We start from the raw sequence: 16,868 nt of genomic DNA on the forward strand, positions 1-16,868 counted from the left end.
TACGGCCGGGCTGTAAACCACACTTAAAGGGTCTCGGTTTGACAACATCGGCGACCTCTGTGTGCCCGAAATCCGGACAAAGCGATCCCAGACAGACACGCCCGAAACGGACTGTTAACACATGTTCCGGAGAGCGACCCCCGATATCCGGACACCACGGTCACAAAAAGCGATTGACGCAGGCCCGACCCATCACAGTCTCCGTGGTGGGCCGGGCCTTCTGTCAATGCCCGCGCTGACGGACCGTCCGAACGAGTTCCGGGGGGCGCGGCGGGCCTTCGCATACGGAGCGTGCGGCTCCGGGGCTCCGGGAGCACTTCTGAGCCACACGCAGAGACCGCCCGGAAGCCCTCAGGGGCGTCCGGGCGGTCTCAGGGCCGGTGGGGTCGGGGGATCTAGCCGTTCTTGGCGCGCGAGGCGGTACGGCCGCGCTGCTTGGCGTCCAGGACCACCTTGCGGATACGCACGGTCTCCGGGGTCACCTCGATGCACTCGTCGTCGCGGCAGAACTCCAGGGACTGCTCCAGGGAGAGCTTGCGCGCGGGCACCACGTTCTCGGTGGTGTCCGCGGAAGCCGCACGCATGTTGGTGAGCTTCTTCTCCTTGGTGATGTTCACGTCCATGTCGTCGGCGCGGGAGTTCTCGCCGATGATCATGCCCTCGTAGACCTCGGTGCCGGCCTCGGTGAAGATGACACCGCGCTCCTGGAGGTTGACCATCGCGAACGGCGTCACCGTGCCCGACCGGTCCGCGACCAGCGAGCCGTTGTGACGGGTGCGCAGATCGCCGAACCACGGCTCGTGGCCCTCGAAGATCGAGTGCGCGATGCCCGTACCGCGGGTCTGCGTCAGGAACTCCGTACGGAAGCCGATGAGGCCGCGGGACGGCACGATCCACTCCATGCGGACCCAGCCCGAACCGTGGTTCGTCATCGTCTCCATACGGCCCTTGCGGGTCGCCATCAGCTGCGTGATGGCGCCGAGGTGCTCCTCGGGCGAGTCGATGGTCATGCGCTCGATCGGCTCGTGCGTCTTGCCGTCGATCTGCTTGGTGACGACCTCCGGCTTGCCGACCGTCAGCTCGAAGCCCTCACGGCGCATCTGCTCGACCAGGATGGCGAGCGCGAGCTCACCGCGGCCCTGGACCTCCCAGGCGTCGGGGCGCTCGGTGTCCAGGACGCGCAGCGAGACGTTACCGACCAGCTCGCGATCGAGGCGGTCCTTGATCTGGCGGGCCGTGACCTTGTGGCCCTTGCCGCCCTTGCCGACCAGCGGCGAGGTGTTCGCGCCGATGGTCATCGAGATCGCGGGCTCGTCGACCGTGATCAGCGGCAGCGCGATCGGGTTCTCGGGGTCGGCCAGGGTCTCGCCGATCATGATGTCCGGGATACCGGCGATGGCGCAGATGTCCCCCGGGCCCGCCATCTCGGCCGGCTTGCGGGTGAGCGCCTCGGTCATCATCAGCTCGGTGATGCGGACGTTGGACATCGTGCCGTCACGCTTGATCCAGGTGACCGTCTGGCCCTTGCGCAGCTCGCCCTGCTCGACGCGGCAGAGCGCGATACGGCCGAGGAAGTTGTCGGCGTCCAGGTTGGTGACGTGGGCCTGCAGCGGGGCGTCCGCGTCGTACTCCGGGGCCGGAACCGTGGAGAGGATCGTGCTGAAGAACGGCTCCAGGCTGTCGCTGTCCGGCGGGACGGTGCCGTCCTCGGGCTTCGTCAGCGAGGCGACGCCGTCACGGGCGCAGGCGTAGACGATCGGGAACTCGATCTGGTCCTCGTCGGCGTCCAGATCCAGGAACAGGTCGTACGTCTCGTCGATGACCTCGGCGATCCGGGAGTCCGGACGGTCGGTCTTGTTGATGCAGAGGATGACCGGCAGCCTGGCCGTGAGCGCCTTGCGGAGCACGAACCGGGTCTGCGGGAGCGGGCCCTCGGAGGCGTCGACGAGCAGAACGACCGCGTCCACCATCGACAGACCGCGCTCGACCTCGCCGCCGAAGTCGGCGTGGCCAGGGGTGTCGATGATGTTGATGGTGATGACGTCGCCGCCATCCTTCGGGTGGTACTTGACGGCCGTGTTCTTGGCCAGGATCGTGATGCCCTTCTCACGCTCCAGGTCGTTCGAGTCCATCATGCGGTCGTCGAGGTGCTCGGCGGCGTGGGCGGCGAACGCTCCGGCCTGCTTGAGCATGGCGTCGACCAGCGTGGTCTTGCCGTGGTCGACGTGGGCGACGATGGCTACGTTACGGATGTCGTGGCGCGTGGGCATGGGTGGCTTGCGCTTCTCTCGGATCGTGGGATCAGGCGTCTCAGTCGGTCTTCGAGTCCTCGTACGCCCGCCGGGCGGCACGCCACGGCTCGTCCCATCGTACGGGCCTTGCGCGCACCGGGCTTCCCGGGCCGATCCGCGAAGGCGGTCTTCCCGTGTGATTCACACGATATTCAGCCGGTGTCAAGGTGCTGCCGGGCCATCGATGTGGCCGGATTCGGGCGGAGCTGTGGGGGGTGAGGAACGGTGAAGCGATGAACGGCCCGGGTCAAGGGCAGACACCACACTGCCCGCCGGCAGAACCGGCGGGCAAGGGTTTTGAGGTGCATCTGAGCTTGGAAACGGGAGTCGGTGGCGCTTGGCGCTACTTCTTGCGGTCTGCGGGGGAACCTGCGGCTTGCCGGTTCTTGAACCCGATGTCCTGATACCGGGGGGCCGCGAACCCGAACGCCCCGACGTTGGCGAGCTTCTTGTCGACCGCGACGAGCTGCGGGCGCTGGAAGAGCGGAATCGATCCGGCGGCGGCCCAGATCCGGGCGTCCGCCTGCTTCATCAGCTCTCGTGCCGCCTTCTCGTCCAGCTCGGCGGCGGCCTGGTCGAAGAGCTGGTCGATGTGGTCGGTGCCGACCCGGGTGTAGTTCTGCTCCACGAGGAGCGACCCGTCGGTGGCGGGCTCCGGCTTGGCGTAGATCGGGCGTCCGTCGGTGGCCGGGTAGGCGGTGGCGGGCCACGAGTAGAGCGCCAGGTCGTACTCGCCGGAGGCGATGTGGTCCTTGAAGTAGCTCTCGTCGGGGACCTTGGTGATCTCCGTGCCGATGCCGATCTTCTCCAGCATCACCGCGATCTTGTCGCCGACGCTGCGCAGCGACTGGGAACCGGGGCCGGAGGGGAGCACGAAGCGCAGGGTCAGCGTCTTGCCGTCCTTGCCGAGCTGCCCCTTGGCCGCGGCGGGCGCCGGGGCGGCGGTGCCGACGGGGGCGTACGCTCCGGCGGCTCCCCCGGGCTGCTTGTCCTGGGCGGCGACGGCGCCGTCCGCGCCGAGGGAGCCGGCCTGGCGGAGCAGGGCGGCGCTCTGGGCGGCGGCCGTCCGGGCGGGAGCGAGGACATGGACGGCGGACGCGTCGTTGGCGGAGGCCGGGGGCCGCGCGGGGGCGTGGGCGCCGGCCTTGTTGTCCTCGCCGACGATGTAGAGGCCCTCGTCGCGGGAGGCGGCGCTGTCCTCGGAGTCCTTGTCCGCGTCCGCCTTCTTGTCGGCGGCGTCGGAGTCCTCGCTGTCGCCCTCGGCCTTCTTCTCCTCCTTCGCTTCCTTGTCTTCCTTGCTCTCCTTCGCTTCCTTCTCCTCCTTGGTCGGCTTCTCCGCCTCCTGCGACTTCTCGGTCTTGGCGTCCTTGTCTTCCTTCGCGTCCTCGGCGTCCTTCTTCTCCGCCTCGCTGCCCGCCTTGGTGTCCTTGGGAGGCTGGGCCCCGCCGCCCCGGGTCCAGCCGGCGTCCGCCAGCAGGGCCTGGGCCTCCTTGGTGTTCTGGTCGCCGAGCGCCCCGCTGCCGTCCTTGTAGCCGGGCTGTCCCGCGAGGGCGAGGTGGCTGCCGAGCGGCTTCGCCGGAAGACCCAGCGGCCCCAGCACCGTCTGGGCCAGCTCCTGGCGGTCCAGGGCGCGGGCCACCGCCCGGCGGACCCGGTCGTCGGCGAGCGGGCCGGACTCGCCGTTCAGCGCGAGCTGGGTGTAGGCGGGCTCCAGGGACTTGCGGACGGCGAAGTCGCGGAGGGCCTTCTGCTCCGCGGCGTACGCGACCACGGCCTTGCGGTTCTTCTCCCGGGCGGCCTGGGCGATCTCCGCCGCGTCCTCGTCGGAGCCGTACGCCAGGGCCCAGGAGCGCAGGGCCGCGGCGGGCGTGGTCTCGGAGCCCGGTCCATGGGCGAGCGGCTGGCCGTTGCTCCCCCGGTCGCGGCGGGCGAGCGTGATGCGGTCGGCGGCGGCCGCGTCGATGTCGGCGACGTCCACCGTGCCGTCGGTGAGGGCCTGGGTACGGTCCTTGGCGGCGACCGCCCGGAAGACCAGGGTGTCCAGCTTGGCCTTGTCGCCCCACCAGCGCGGGTTGCGTGCCAGCGTGACGGTCCCCTTGGCCTTGCTGACGCTGCGCAGGACGAAGGGCCCGGCGGTGTTCTTCAGGGCCGTGCGCGCGCCGTCGTTGAAGGCGTCCGGCGAGCCGGTGATCTCCTTCGGGTAGAGCGGCGAGAACAGCGAGCGCCAGTCCGCGTACGGCTTGGAGAACGTGACCCGCACCTGGAGGTCGTCCGCGCCGCGCTCGATCTTCTCGATCCGCTCGTAACCGGAGTTGCGGGCGGTCCAGAACGCGGAGTCCTTGCCCCGGAGCGCCCGCCACTGGGCGACGAAGTCGGGGGCCCCGATCTCCCGCCCGTCGCTCCACACCGCCTGCTGGTTGAGCTTGTAGAGCACGACCTGCTTCGGCTCGCGCTCGATGACCTTCGCGGACTCCAGGTAGTCCGGGTTGAGCTTCGGCTGCCCGTTCCTGTCCATCGGGAAGAGCGTGGGGAGCAGGGCGCCGGTGATCCGGGTGGTGGCGCTGTCCGCGTCCGCCTGGAAGGCGTTGAAGGTGGCGGGCAGCGCGTCGACCGCCCAGTTCACGGTCGACCCGTCGGCGACCGCCTCGCGGGCGGCGGGCGCGATGTCCTGGGGCACACCCCGGGAGGTCTCCTCGCTGCCGGAGCTGCAGCCCGCCAGCACCGGGATCGTGAGCACCCCCGTCGTGAGGAGCGCGAGCGATCGGCGCTTTCGAACCGTCCCGCGCGGGACGCCGACGTGGGACATGGCTGATACCTCCGGGGCCGGCCCGGACCACCCCGTACCGGAATGGACCGGATAGTGCGTATGTGGTGGCATTTGCAGTTGATCACACTGATTCCTTCCGCCCACTGAAAACGCCCCCTCGCGCGAGGGGGCGCAGACACGACGTACGGGAGCCGCAAGGTCACCCGGCCGGAGGAACGTTTCGCTCGACACGGCCCGTGAGCCCGGACGTGAGTCCCGGCACGCCGGATCGGGCGGCCTTGCTCCCCCCGCGGCCCACGATCTAGGGTGAATGCGCTTTCACGAGCCTCGTGATCGCACGGGCGGCGAGCAAACCGCCGGCCCTGATCAGCACGCGCGCCAGGCGCGGCGCCACGGAAGAAGAAGCGGACGGTCGGTCGAGTGAGCGCCCCCACGGTGTACGACGTCGCCGAGCGGTCGGGCGTCTCCATTGCCACGGTCTCCCGGGTCTACCGGAACCCCGATTCCGTACGCGTCCAGACCCGCGAGAAGGTCATGGAGGCGGCCCGCGAGCTGGGGTACGTGCCGAGCGGCAGCGCCCGGGGCCTGGCCAGCCGCACCACGGGCGTGCTCGGGCTGTGCTTCCCCGACTTCGCCGACCAGGACGCCGAGGCCTCCGCCGCCGCGAGCGACGCGGACGACGACCAGGCCGTGATGCTCTACTCCGACCAGATCATCCGGGGCATGGAGCGGGCGGCCCGCCGACACGGCTACGCCCTGCTGATCGCCGCCTCGCTGGACGGCGGGCCGGAGAGCCTGGTGGCGAAGGTCGCGGGGCGGGTCGACGGGTTCGCCGTACTGGCGCGGACCGTGCCGACCGAGGACCTGGAGGTGATATCGCGCCGGCTGCCCGTGGTGATGCTCTCCGGGCCGCGCGAGATCGACCACCTGGACCACATCGTGGTGGCCAACGCCGAGGGCGAGCGCGAGCTGACCCGCCATCTGATCGAGGACCACGGGCTGCGCCGGCTGGCGTTCATCGGCGGCGAGGAGAATTCGCCGGACGCCCAGGCGAGGTTCCGGGGCTTCCAGGAGGCCTGCCGGGATGCGGACCTTCCGGTGCCCTCCCGGCCGGAGCTGCGCGCCGGGATGATGACGCAGGCCGAGGGCGCGCTGGCGGCGGGCGTCCTGCTGGACCGTTCGGAGGGTACGGGGGTGGAGCGGCCGGAGGCGATGCTGTTCGCCAACGACCAGATGGCGGTCGGGGCGCTCCAGGCGCTGGAGGTGCGCGGGGTGCGGGTGCCGGAGGACATCGCCGTGACCGGCTTCGACGGGATTCCGCTCAGCCGGATCGTCCGCCCGCCCCTGACGACCGTCCGGCAGCCGATCCGGCAGCTGGGCGAGCAGGCGGTGGAGCTGTTGGTGCAGCGCCTGGCCGACCCGGGCCGGGCCCCGGTCTCGCTGGAGCTGCCGGTCTCCGTGACCCGCCGCGCGAGCTGCGGCTGCGGCTGAGCCGGGAACGCCCGCCCGGCCCGGCCGTCTCCCCCGAGCGGTGATCGCCGGACGTCTCCCCTGCCGGATGCAGGACGGCCCGGCCGTCAGACGGGACTCAGTCGCTCCCCGAAGAACCGCGTCCGGTTCGCGGCCAGTTCAGCCGCCTCGGCGGTCATGCCCCGGTACGCGAAGTGCCCCGCCGTCAGCACCTGGAGCTCACGCTCCCCGGCCAGCGCGTTGTATACGGCGAACTGTCCCGGCGGCGGCACGGACGGGTCGAACAGCGCGGCCGCGACCAGCGTGGGCAGCGTCAGCCGGGTCGCCGCCGTCGCCGCGTCGAAGTAGCCGAGGACACCGGTGACCTCGGGGTGCCCGCGATGGTGCGCCCGGACCGACTCACCGCTGCCCGCGCAGGCCAGGGTCAGGCGCAGCGGGTGGTTGCCGAAGGTGGGAACCGTGAGCTGGGCCGCCCCGAAGCGGTCGTCCCAGGGCAGCGCGAGGGCCCCGAGTCCGCCGCCGAAGCTCTCGCCCAGGTAGCCGAGGCGCGGCCCGCCCGGGAGGCCGGCCCCCGCGAGCTCCGGGACGAGCGCCGTGAGGGCGGAGGCGGCGCACCACAGGTCGGCCGCGCAGTCGCCGATGACATACGTGTCGCGGGAGCCGATGCCGTGCAGGACGTGCCGGTCGGCCAGGTCCGGGATGCCGTCGACCCGCCCCCGCTCCCCCATGCCCCGTACGCAGGGCAGGATCACCGCGGCCCCGGGCAGCGGCGGCGGGAGGTCCCGGCCGGGCTCCTGGCGGCCGCCGTAGCCGTGCCCCACGACGAATCCGTACCGGACGGGCCCCTCGGCGGGCAGGGCGAGCCAGCCGCCGAGCCGGACGCCGCCCACGGAGGAGTAGGTCACCCCGTGGATCCGTACGCCGTCGCGCTCCTCCTCGACCGGGCCGATGACCGGCCGCGGGTCGACCGCGCGGGCGCGCGCGTACCGGCCCCGCCAGAACGCGTCGAAGCCGTCGGGGGCGGGCGGGGCGGGGATGCCGAGCAGGTCGTCCGGCGCGTCGTACCCGTAGGCCGGGTCGAACGGGAAGCCGTGGGGGAACGCGACGGATGAGGACATCCCGCGAGGGTAGACGGCGACTCACCGACGGGACTTCCGAGGCCCGGCGGTGAACTCCGGAAGCACATCCCGGGGAGAGCCCTGGGGGCAGACCCCCGGGAACCCTGGGAGCGAGCCCCGGGGAGAACTCCGGCAGCGAACCCCGGGCGACGAATCGGTCACATCGCCTGTTGTTTCGCAAACACCGCGTTTACCGTTCAACAACAAGGCGTCCGGGTGTCGAGCACGTTGCACGAGTGTGACCCAGCACCCTCTTGCGCATCCCCGAACCCCTGGCGCAGAGTGATGTATGCGCTTACAGGCAGCGCATACATCGCGCAGCATCCGGATTGCTCAAGGAGGAGCCCTCCCATGTCCCGCATCGCCAGAACCGCTCCCGCCGGCGTAGCGCTCGCGCTCGCCGTGACCCTTTCCGCCTGCGGCTCCTCCGGCGGCGACGTCGCCGCGGACGAGAAGCAGACGCTCACCGTGTGGGCCATGGGGGCCGAGGGCGAGAAGCTCGCGGACGTGGCCGAGGTCTACGAGAAGGCCAACCCGAACATCACCGTGAAGGTGACCCCGATCGGCTGGGACGTCGCCCACCAGAAGCTCGTCTCGGCGGCCGCCGCGGGCACCCTGCCCGACGTGGCGCAGATGGGCGGGAGCTACCTGGGCGAGTTCGCCGAGCTCGGCGTGCTGGAGCCGGTGGACACCAAGGCCTTCGACAAGAAGGACTTCTTCCCGGCGGGCTGGGAGCAGGGCGAGGTGGACGGCACCGCCTACGGCGTGCCGTGGTACGTGGACACCCGGGTCCTCTACTACCGCACGGACCTGGCCCAGAAGGCGGGCGTCACGAAGGCTCCGACCGACTGGAAGGGGCTGAAGGACCTCGCCACCGCGTACCAGGAGAAGGCCGGGACGAAGTGGGGTCTGTCCATCCAGCCCAGCGGCCTGGACACCGTGCAGAACTTCTACTCCTTCCTGTACTCGGCGGGCGGCGAGATCGTCGACGAGAAGGGCGAGGCGGTCATCGACAGCCCCCAGGCCGTCAAGGCGCTCGAGGAGTACGGCTCGTACTTCGACAAGGGCCTCTCCAACAAGTCCGTCCAGCCCGGCTACGACGTGGTGAAGGACTTCGGCAACGGCCGGGTCCCGATGTTCTTCGGCGGCCCCTGGCACGTGACGCTCCTCAATGAGGGCCAGCCGCAGCTCAAGGGCAAGTGGGCCATCGCGAGCGTCCCGGCGGACGCCTCCTCCACCTCCATGGCGGGCGGCTCCTCGCTGGTCGTCTCCAAGGACAGCGAGCACAAGGCGGCGGCCACCGAGTTCATCGAGTACCTGACCGACACGAAGGGCCAGGCCGACTGGTACGAGCGGACGAAGGATCTGCCCGCCAACACCTCGGCGTGGGAGTCCGGCACGCTCGCCGACGACGCCGACCTGCAGATCTTCAAGAAGCAGATGGACACCGCCAAGTCCTCGCCGTCCCTGGCCAACTGGACCGAGATCACCGACAAGGTGGACCAGGCCATCGCCAAGGTGACGCAGGGCAAGGCATCCGCCGAGGACGCGCTGAAGACGGCGCAGTCCGAGATCGAAGGCCTCGTGAAGCAGTAGCCATGAGCACCACGACCGAGAAGGCCGCACGGCCCGGGAAGGCCGGGGCCCCACCGTCCCCGGCCCCCGGGGCCCGCAGCGGACGCAAGCCGTCGATGGGCGTGCAGAACGCGGCCGGCTGGCTGTTCTCCACCCCGTTCCTCGTCCTGTTCACCGTCTTCATGGCGTTCCCGATCCTCGCCACGCTGGTGATGAGCTTCACGGACTTCGGGCTGCGCAACGTGACGCGTCCGTGGGAAGCGGAGTTCATCGGGTTCGAGAACTACGTCAACCTCTTCGGGGACGAGAAGTTCCTCAAGTCCCTGTTCAACACGGGGTACTTCGTGGTCGTCGGCGTGCCGCTGACCATCGGGATCGGGCTGGTCGTCGCCGTGCTGCTGAACAACGGCATCGACCGGGCGCGGACCTTCTTCCGGGTCGGCTTCTACGCCCCGGTGGTCACCACCATCGTCGCGGTGGCCGTCGTCTGGCGCTTCGTCCTCGATCCGAGCGACGGTCTGATCGCCGGCCTCTTCTCCGAAGTGGGCTGGACGGCACCGGACTTCCTCGGCTCCGAGGCGCTGGCGATGCCCTCGCTGATCGTGATGGCGGTCTGGCGGAACGTGGGCACGGTGATGGTGCTGTTCATCGCGGGCCTCCAGGCGATCCCCACCGAGGTGCGGGAGGCCGCGAAGCTCGACGGCGCGAGCGTCTGGCAGGAGTTCCGGTCCATCACGGTGCCCCTGCTGCGGCCGACCCTCCTCTACGCCACGGTGATCACGACGATCGGCTACCTCAACGTGTTCGAGGAGCCGTTCGTGATGACCCAGGGCGGCCCGTCCGACTCGACCCTCACCGTCTCGCTGAACATGTACCGCGAAGGGTTCAACTTCTTCCACATGGGCTACGCGAGCGCCATGGCGTACGTCCTCTTCGTGGTGATCATGGGCATCACGGTGCTCCAGCTCCGACTGCTGAAGGACAACACGAAATGAGCGCCAACAGCAGCAACGCAGCGGTGAAGCCCCTGAATAACACCTCCGGGAAGCGGCCCGCCGGGAAGCGGAGTGCCTCGCGTCCCCTGGTCTACGTCCTGCTCTCGCTCGGCCTGCTGGTCATGTCGGCGCCCTTCCTCTGGATGGGGCTCTCCGCCTTCAAGACGCAGAGCGAGCTGTCGGCCAGCCCGCCGGTGTGGATCCCCACCGAGTGGACCCTGGAGAACTTCCGGCAGCTGCTCGACAAGCTGGACCTGCCGCTGTACTTCATGAACTCGGTGATCGTGGCGGTCCTGGTGACCGTCTCGAACCTGGTCTTCTGCTCGATGCTCGGCTACGCCCTCGCCAAGCTGAACTTCGTCGGCCGCAACAAGATCTTCGGTCTGGTGCTGGGCGCGCTGATGGTGCCCGGCAACCTGATGCTGCTGCCGCTGTTCGTGCTGATGAGCAAGCTCCAGCTGATCGACAGTTACGCCGGGCTGGTGCTGCCGTTCGCCGCCGGGGCCTTCGGGGTCTTCCTGATGCGGCAGTTCATGCAGTCGATCCCGGACGAGCTGCTGGAAGCGGCCCGGATGGACGGCGCGAGCGAGTGGTACATCTTCTGGCGGATCGTGATGCCGCTGGTGAAGCCCGCCCTCGCAACCCTGTCGATCTTCACGTTCCTGGGCTCCTGGAACAACTTCGTCTGGCCGCTGATCGCGACCAACGACCCCGACAAGTACACCCTCCCGGTCGCCCTGGCGACCTTCGCCACCGACCCCAACAAGGCCGGCGGCTCCAACGGAATGCTGATGGCCGGGGCCTTCCTGATCGTGCTGCCGGTGCTGATCGTCTTCATCGCGCTGCAACGGCACTTCACCCAGGGCATCGCCACGGCGGGCATGAAGTAACGCTCCCGCCCAGGCACCTCACGTCACGAGGCCGCACCCCGACGCCCGACGCGGCCGCACCCCTCGCCACCCACCAGAAAGACATGTCGCGATGACACACACCCCTGCTCCCGTCCCGTTCCCCGAGGGCTTCCTCTGGGGCGCCTCCACGGCCGCCCACCAGATCGAGGGCAACAACACCAACAGCGACTGGTGGGTCAAGGAGCACACCGCGGGCACCCACATCCAGGAGCCGAGCCTGGACGCCTGCGACAGCTACCACCGCTGGCCGAACGACATGGACCTGCTGGCCTCGCTCGGCTTCACCGACTACCGGTTCTCCATCGAGTGGGCCCGGATCGAGCCCGTCGAGGGCTCCTTCTCCCGCGCCGAACTCGCCCACTACCGGCGGATGGTGGAGGGCGCGATCGAGCGCGGCCTGCGCCCGATGGTGACCCTGCACCACTTCACCGTGCCGCAGTGGTTCGAGGCGCGCGGCGGCTGGACGGCCGAGGGGGCGACGGAGCTGTTCGCGCGGTACGTCGCCGCCTGCGCCCCGGTGATCTCCGAGGGCGTACGGCACGTCTGCACGATCAACGAGCCGAACATGATCGCCGTGATGGCGGGCCAGGCCAAGCGCGGCGACATCGGTTTCCCGCCGGCCGGTCTGCCCACCCCGGACGACGAGACGACCCAGGCGGTCATCGCCGCCCACCACGCCGCCGTCAAGGAGGTCCGGGCCCTGGACGCGGGCATCCAGGTCGGCTGGACCATCGCCAACCAGGTCTACCAGGCCCTCCCCGGCGCTGAGGACGTCACCGCCGCCTACCGCCACCCGCGCGAGGACGTCTTCATCGAGGCGGCGCGCGGCGACGACTGGATCGGCGTGCAGTCCTACACCCGTACGCGGATCGGCCCCGACGGCCCGATCCCGGCGGCTGAGGACGTCGAGCGGACCCTGACGCAGTGGGAGTTCTACCCGAGCGCGGTCGGCGAGGCGCTGCGCCACACGGCCGATGTGGTCGGCGACGTCCCGCTGATCGTCACCGAGAACGGCATCGCGACCGCCGACGACAGCCGCCGCGCGGACTACTACGCGGGTGCGCTGAACGAGGTCGCGTCCGCGCTGGAGGACGGGATCGACATCCAGGGCTACCTGGCGTGGAGCGCCCTGGACAACTACGAGTGGGGCTCGTTCAAGCCCACGTTCGGCCTGATCGCCGTCGACCTGGAGACCTTCGAGCGCACGGCCCGGCCGTCGGCCGAGTGGCTGGGCTCGCTGGGCCGCACCCGCGAACTCCCGCGCACGGCAGCCTGATGCGCCGCTGAGGCCGCGCCCCCGATACGGGGAGCCACCTGACGGCTCCCTCCGGACCGGGAGCCGGCGGACACCTGACGACCGCCGGCCCCCGGCCCGCCCGCACCAAGCAGGCAGGCAGGCAGCAACAGCCCTGCCCCCTCCGCTTCACCGCCTCACCGCACGGCCGAGCACCACGACTTCCCCTCTCCCTCCCTTCTGCCACCAGGAGCCGGAACGATGGACCGTCGCACGTTTCTCACCGCCGCAGGGACCGGGGCCGCGGCCCTGTCGCTCGGAGCCATAACCGCCCCGGCGGCTGTCGCCGCCCGCACCGACCCACGCCTTCTGAAGACCTGGTTCCGTGACACGTACCGCTCGATCGAGGCGATGACGACCGACTTCGGCCTGGTCACCGACAAGATCGACCTCAGCGGCCCCGGAGCCCCCGTCCAGTCGTCCCAGACCTCGCCGACCAACATCGGCTGCGGCCTGTGGTCGACGGTGGCCGCCGGTGGCCTGGGCGTGATCGGCGAAGGCGCGATGCTCCGGGCCCTGACCCGTACGGTCGCCGCCGTCGAGCAGCTGGAACGCCATCACGGCTTCTGGCTCAACTGGTATGACGCGCACGACGGTTCGGTACTCACCGAGTGGCCCGGGACCGGCGATCCGGTCCGCCCCTTCCTCTCCTCGGTCGACAACGCGTGGCTGGTGACCGGGCTCCGGATCGCCGCCCACGCCGCGCCCTCGCTGCGCGCCCGCATCGACCGGATCCTGGCCACCGCGGACTGGTCGTACTTCTACACCCCGTACGACCCGGCCGACCCGGTCGCGGGCCCCGGCCAGCTGCGCGGCGGCGTCTGGACCGACACCGGGGAGCCGACCGCGCACCACTACGGAGCGCTCAACACCGAGCCGCGCATGGCCAGTTACCTCGGCATCGCGGACGGCTCACTGCCCGGCGACCACTACCGGCACCTGCTGCGCACGATGCTGCCGGAGCACGAGCAGGAGCAGCGGCCGGGCGGTGGGTACGTCACGGTCGACGGCGTCCGCATCTGGAACGGCCACTACACCCACCGCGGCCGGAAGGTGGTCCCCACCTGGGGCGGCTCGATGTTCGAGGCGCTGATGGTGCCGCTCTTCGTGCCGGAGCCGGAATGGTCGCCGCGCGCGTGGGGGGTGACGCACCAGCGGTACGTACGCGGCCAGATCGACCACGGTCTGCGGGAGGCGGAGTACGGCTACTGGGGCTTCTCCCCCTCCAACGTCCCCGAGGACGGCTACCAGGAGTACGGGGTCGACGCGCTGGGCATGCAGGTCGACGGCTACGCCTCCAACACCGACCGCACGCACACCACGGACGGCGAACCCCTGCCGCCGCCCTCGGCGTTCACCAACGGGGTCGTCACCCCGCACGCCTCCTTCCTGGCCCTGCCGTACGCCGGCCGGGAGGCGGTGGCCAACCTGCGGGCGCTGGAGCGGGACTTCGGCGCGTACGAGGACGGGCTCGGCTTCCGCGACTCGGTGAACGTGTCCACGGGCCGGGTCAGCGACTTCATGCTCGCCCTGGACCAGGGGATGATCGTCGCGGCCCTCGCCCAGGAGCTGCGCCCCGGCCTGCTCCAGCGGCCGTTCCGCACGGGCGGCTTCCGGTCCCGGGTGCGGCCGCTGCTGGAGCGGGAGCGGTTCTCGATCTGATCGGACGGACACAGGGCGGCCACCTCGGTGGCCGCTTTCGTCGATCTCCGGACTCCGCCGGTCCCGCGGCGCCCCCTCCTCCCCCTACGCGGCCGGCTCCACGCCGTCGTCGGTCAGATGGGCCAGCGGGGTGATGACTCGGGCGGCGATGCCCTCCGGCCACGGGAAGGAGGGGCTGACGGCTCGCTGATGGGCGAGTCCGTGCAGGCCGACCCAGAGGGCGACCGCGTCGGCGGGCACGTCGGTGCTGGTGGACTCCCCCGCCTCGACGCAGTCGCCCAGGGCGTCGACGAGGATCCGCATGCTCTCCGCGCCGAGCGCGGCCAGGTCGCCCGCGGTCACGGAGCTGCCGTCCAGGTCCGGCATCCAGAGCCCGCCGAACATGGTGCGGTAGCGCTCGGGGTGGAGCCGGCCGAAGGCGAGGTAGGCGTCGCAGACGGCGTGCAGCCGCCGCCGCGGGGAGTCGCCGGCCTCCTCCACAGCCGCCCGCAGACCGGCGGCCAGTCCGGCGAACTCCTGGGTCACGACGGCGAACATGATGGCCGGCTGGTCGGGGAAGTGCGGATAGATCGAGGGGGCGGCGATCCCCACCCGGCGGGCGACCGATCGCAGGGTGATGGCCCGGTCGTCGCCCGTCTCGTCGAGCAACTCCTTCGCCGCGGCGACGATCTCCTCGCGCAGCAGCCCTCCCTCGCCGCGTCGATTGCGTGCACGGGCCCTCTTCGGTGCGGCCGAAACAGCCGATTCGGTGTGTTCCACCCTGTCAACTTACACCCCGAAGGTTAATGACGCCCAGCCCTTGCCGACGCGAACTTACGCTTGTAGCCTTACGACCGTAAGTTAACGAGCGAACGCCAAGGGGCACGCCATGAGCAGCAGCACCGTCACCCTCTCCGCCACCGAGATCGTCCTGCCCGGAGAGGTCGAGCCGGAGGGCCTCGAGATCCGCACCCGGGACCTTCCGGACCCGGCGAAGGGCCAGGTCGTCCTGCGGATGGAGGCGACCGGCGTCGCGTTCGCCGAGCAGCAGATGCGCCGCGGCAAGTACTACGACCAGCCGCCGTTCCCCTTCGTGCCCGGTTACGACCTGGTGGGCACGGTCACGGCCATCGGGCCCGGCGTGGACGCCGCGCTGACCGGCCGCCGTTTCGCCGCGGTCACCAAGGTCGGGGCGTGGGCCAGCCACCTGCTGATCGACGCCGCGGACCTGATGCCGGTGCCGGACGCGATCGACGCGGCCGACGCGGAGACCGTGCTCGTCAACGGGATCACCGCCTGGCAGATGCTCCACCGCACGGCCGGGGTGAGCGCCGGCGGCACGATCGTGGTGCTGGGCGCCAACGGCGGCGTCGGCTCGACGCTCGTACAGCTCGCCCGGCAGGCAGGCATCACGGTGATCGGGACGGCTTCCGAGCGCCACCACGCGATGGTGCGCGAGCTGGGCGCGACGCCGGTCGACTACCGCGCCCCGGGCATGTACGCCCGGATCAGGGAGCTCGCGCCGGACGGCGTGGACGCGGTCTTCGACCACGTCGGCGGCGACGCGGTGGAGCAGTCGTGGCGGCTGCTGCGCCGGGGCGGGGCGCTGGTCTCGTACGGGACGGCGGCGACGAAGGACGAGAAGGGCAGCTCCCAGGCGCCGGTGCTGAAGCTGTTCGGCCGGCTGGCGGCGTGGAACACCCTGCCCAACGGCAAGAGCGCCCACTTCTACAACCTGTGGGCGGGCAAGCGCCGTTGCCGGGCGTCCTGGCAGCGGCGGATGAGCGAGGACCTCGCCCAGGTACTGCGGCTGGTGGCCGACGGCGCGCTCGTTCCACGGATCGCCGCGCGGATCCCGCTGACCGAAGCCGTCTCGGCCCTGCGGCTCGCCGAGTCCCGCACGGTCGCGGGCAAGGTCGTCATCGTTCCCGACGCGTGACGCACCGGCCGCCGCCGGCCCTTCGTCCGCCCGGCCACGGCGGCCCGAACCATCCCTGCGCCCCGGCCCCCCGGGCGGGCAGCAGCCCCACCCTCATCCAGCAAGTCCGCACGCCAGGACCCCGGAGGTCTCCGCCATGCCCCTCACCGCGTCCCGCCCGCCGCTCACCGACACCGCCGCCGACGCCCCCGCTCCTGGCGCACGGACCCGCCCGCCGGGCGAGGTAGACAACTACGCGACCTACGTCAGCTTCGGCCTCGCCTACGTACTGGGCCACGGCTCAGCCGCTCTGTCGCGTGGCGCCGACCCGCTGCTGGAGCTCCCCGGCTGGCTGCCCATGGCGCTGCTCGGCGCCGGGCTCGCGGTCGGCACGGTCCAGGCCACCGCCGCCGCGCTGCGGGCCCAGCGCACCGCGACGGACCCGGACGAGGTCCTCTCCGGCAAGCTCCTCGGCGCGGCCTGGGTCACCGGCTTCGCCGCCCTCTTCCTCGCCATCACCGGCCTGACGTCCAGCCTCGGCATGCCCGATCTGCAGTCGGTCCTCTGGCCGACCGGCTCCGGCCTCATCGTCGGCCTGATCTACGTCGCCGAGGGCGCGCAGCGCCGCAACATGCTGCACTACGGCCTCGGCACCTGGCTCGCCCTGACCTCCACAGCAGCCCTGCTCCTGGACACCCCCGGACTGTTCTGGATCCTCACCGTCGCGGGCGGCGGCGCGTACGCGGTCGCCGCGGTCCTGGAGCGCCGCCGCCTCATCGCCGCGGCCATCGGCTCCTGACCGGCCCCGCCCGCCCATGGCAGCATGTTGACATGACCTTGACACGAACACGCCCGCCCCGGAGGCTCGAAGTCCCCCCGTGGACAGCT

12 protein-coding genes are annotated in these 16,868 nt (G+C 70.9%); 8 read left to right on the forward strand and 4 right to left on the reverse strand.

Features of this window, described 5'->3' with window-relative positions:
* Positions 1 to 395: 395 nt before the first annotated feature.
* Positions 396 to 2,270, reverse strand: coding sequence for a translational GTPase TypA (gene typA / locus ACH4UK_RS10250; protein WP_398355573.1), 1,875 nt, complete (start codon positions 2,268 to 2,270; stop codon positions 396 to 398).
* Positions 2,271 to 2,634: 364 nt separating this feature from the next.
* Positions 2,635 to 5,097 (reverse strand): ABC transporter family substrate-binding protein, encoded by a 2,463-nt coding sequence (locus ACH4UK_RS10255; protein ID WP_398355574.1) that lies wholly within the window; start codon positions 5,095 to 5,097, stop codon positions 2,635 to 2,637.
* Positions 5,098 to 5,478: 381 nt separating this feature from the next.
* Here ACH4UK_RS10255 and ACH4UK_RS10260 point away from each other — a divergent pair, with 381 nt between their 5' ends.
* Positions 5,479 to 6,549, forward strand: coding sequence for a LacI family DNA-binding transcriptional regulator (locus ACH4UK_RS10260; RefSeq protein WP_398355575.1), 1,071 nt, complete (start codon positions 5,479 to 5,481; stop codon positions 6,547 to 6,549).
* A gap of 86 nt (positions 6,550 to 6,635) precedes the next feature.
* Here the strand turns inward: ACH4UK_RS10260 and ACH4UK_RS10265 are convergent, their stop codons facing one another.
* Positions 6,636 to 7,646 (reverse strand): acetylxylan esterase, encoded by a 1,011-nt coding sequence (locus tag ACH4UK_RS10265; protein ID WP_398355576.1) that lies wholly within the window; start codon positions 7,644 to 7,646, stop codon positions 6,636 to 6,638.
* Between the two features lie 351 nt (positions 7,647 to 7,997).
* Here ACH4UK_RS10265 and ACH4UK_RS10270 point away from each other — a divergent pair, with 351 nt between their 5' ends.
* The 5 genes from ACH4UK_RS10270 to ACH4UK_RS10290 all read left to right on the forward strand — a co-directional run bounded on the left by ACH4UK_RS10270 (position 7,998) and on the right by ACH4UK_RS10290 (position 14,083).
* A complete protein-coding gene (locus tag ACH4UK_RS10270) occupies positions 7,998 to 9,242 on the forward strand; it encodes a sugar ABC transporter substrate-binding protein (RefSeq protein ID WP_398355577.1) in 1,245 nt (414 codons plus the stop codon).
* A 2-nt stretch (positions 9,243 to 9,244) separates the two neighbouring features.
* Positions 9,245 to 10,216 (forward strand): carbohydrate ABC transporter permease, encoded by a 972-nt coding sequence (locus ACH4UK_RS10275; protein ID WP_398355578.1) that lies wholly within the window; start codon positions 9,245 to 9,247, stop codon positions 10,214 to 10,216.
* Positions 10,213 to 11,106 carry a carbohydrate ABC transporter permease gene (locus ACH4UK_RS10280; RefSeq protein ID WP_398355579.1) on the forward strand — a complete coding sequence of 298 codons (894 nt, stop codon included), beginning with the start codon at positions 10,213 to 10,215 and terminating at the stop codon, positions 11,104 to 11,106. Before ACH4UK_RS10275 ends, ACH4UK_RS10280 begins: the two co-directional genes overlap by 4 nt.
* 91 nt (positions 11,107 to 11,197) lie before the next feature.
* Entirely contained in the window at positions 11,198 to 12,403 is a 1,206-nt protein-coding gene (locus ACH4UK_RS10285) for a glycoside hydrolase family 1 protein (protein WP_398355580.1), read from the forward strand.
* A 219-nt stretch (positions 12,404 to 12,622) separates the two neighbouring features.
* Positions 12,623 to 14,083 carry a glucoamylase family protein gene (locus ACH4UK_RS10290; protein WP_398355581.1) on the forward strand — a complete coding sequence of 487 codons (1,461 nt, stop codon included), beginning with the start codon at positions 12,623 to 12,625 and terminating at the stop codon, positions 14,081 to 14,083.
* An 84-nt stretch (positions 14,084 to 14,167) separates the two neighbouring features.
* Here ACH4UK_RS10290 and ACH4UK_RS10295 read toward each other — a convergent pair whose 3' ends face one another.
* Positions 14,168 to 14,842, reverse strand: a complete 675-nt coding sequence (locus ACH4UK_RS10295; RefSeq protein ID WP_398355582.1) for a TetR/AcrR family transcriptional regulator — start codon at positions 14,840 to 14,842, stop codon at positions 14,168 to 14,170.
* Between the two features lie 109 nt (positions 14,843 to 14,951).
* On the opposite strand from ACH4UK_RS10295, the gene ACH4UK_RS10300 reads away from it, so the two are divergent.
* On the forward strand, positions 14,952 to 16,001 hold the full coding sequence (locus ACH4UK_RS10300) for a medium chain dehydrogenase/reductase family protein (protein ID WP_398355583.1): 1,050 nt from the start codon (positions 14,952 to 14,954) through the stop codon (positions 15,999 to 16,001).
* A gap of 136 nt (positions 16,002 to 16,137) precedes the next feature.
* Positions 16,138 to 16,779, forward strand: a complete 642-nt coding sequence (locus ACH4UK_RS10305) for an ABC transporter permease (protein ID WP_398355584.1) — start codon at positions 16,138 to 16,140, stop codon at positions 16,777 to 16,779.
* Positions 16,780 to 16,868 lie beyond the last annotated feature (89 nt).

It is taken from the genome of Streptomyces sp. NPDC020884, from assembly GCF_044333935.1.
In the GTDB taxonomy this organism is placed as follows: domain Bacteria; phylum Actinomycetota; class Actinomycetes; order Streptomycetales; family Streptomycetaceae; genus Streptomyces.

What these genes read in the sequence shown, in the direction of transcription:
- ACH4UK_RS10270 (WP_398355577.1), top strand. Translation starts at nt 7,998, where the DNA reads ATGTCCCGCATCGCCAGAACCGCTCCCGCCGGCGTAGCGCTCGCGCTC.
- ACH4UK_RS10255 (WP_398355574.1), bottom strand. Translation starts at nt 5,097, where the DNA reads ATGTCCCACGTCGGCGTCCCGCGCGGGACGGTTCGAAAGCGCCGATCG.
- ACH4UK_RS10305 (WP_398355584.1), top strand. Translation starts at nt 16,138, where the DNA reads ATGCCCCTCACCGCGTCCCGCCCGCCGCTCACCGACACCGCCGCCGAC.
- typA (WP_398355573.1), bottom strand. Translation starts at nt 2,270, where the DNA reads ATGCCCACGCGCCACGACATCCGTAACGTAGCCATCGTCGCCCACGTC.
- ACH4UK_RS10265 (WP_398355576.1), bottom strand. Translation starts at nt 7,646, where the DNA reads ATGTCCTCATCCGTCGCGTTCCCCCACGGCTTCCCGTTCGACCCGGCC.
- ACH4UK_RS10280 (WP_398355579.1), top strand. Translation starts at nt 10,213, where the DNA reads ATGAGCGCCAACAGCAGCAACGCAGCGGTGAAGCCCCTGAATAACACC.
- ACH4UK_RS10300 (WP_398355583.1), top strand. Translation starts at nt 14,952, where the DNA reads ATGAGCAGCAGCACCGTCACCCTCTCCGCCACCGAGATCGTCCTGCCC.
- ACH4UK_RS10290 (WP_398355581.1), top strand. Translation starts at nt 12,623, where the DNA reads ATGGACCGTCGCACGTTTCTCACCGCCGCAGGGACCGGGGCCGCGGCC.
- ACH4UK_RS10275 (WP_398355578.1), top strand. Translation starts at nt 9,245, where the DNA reads ATGAGCACCACGACCGAGAAGGCCGCACGGCCCGGGAAGGCCGGGGCC.
- ACH4UK_RS10285 (WP_398355580.1), top strand. Translation starts at nt 11,198, where the DNA reads ATGACACACACCCCTGCTCCCGTCCCGTTCCCCGAGGGCTTCCTCTGG.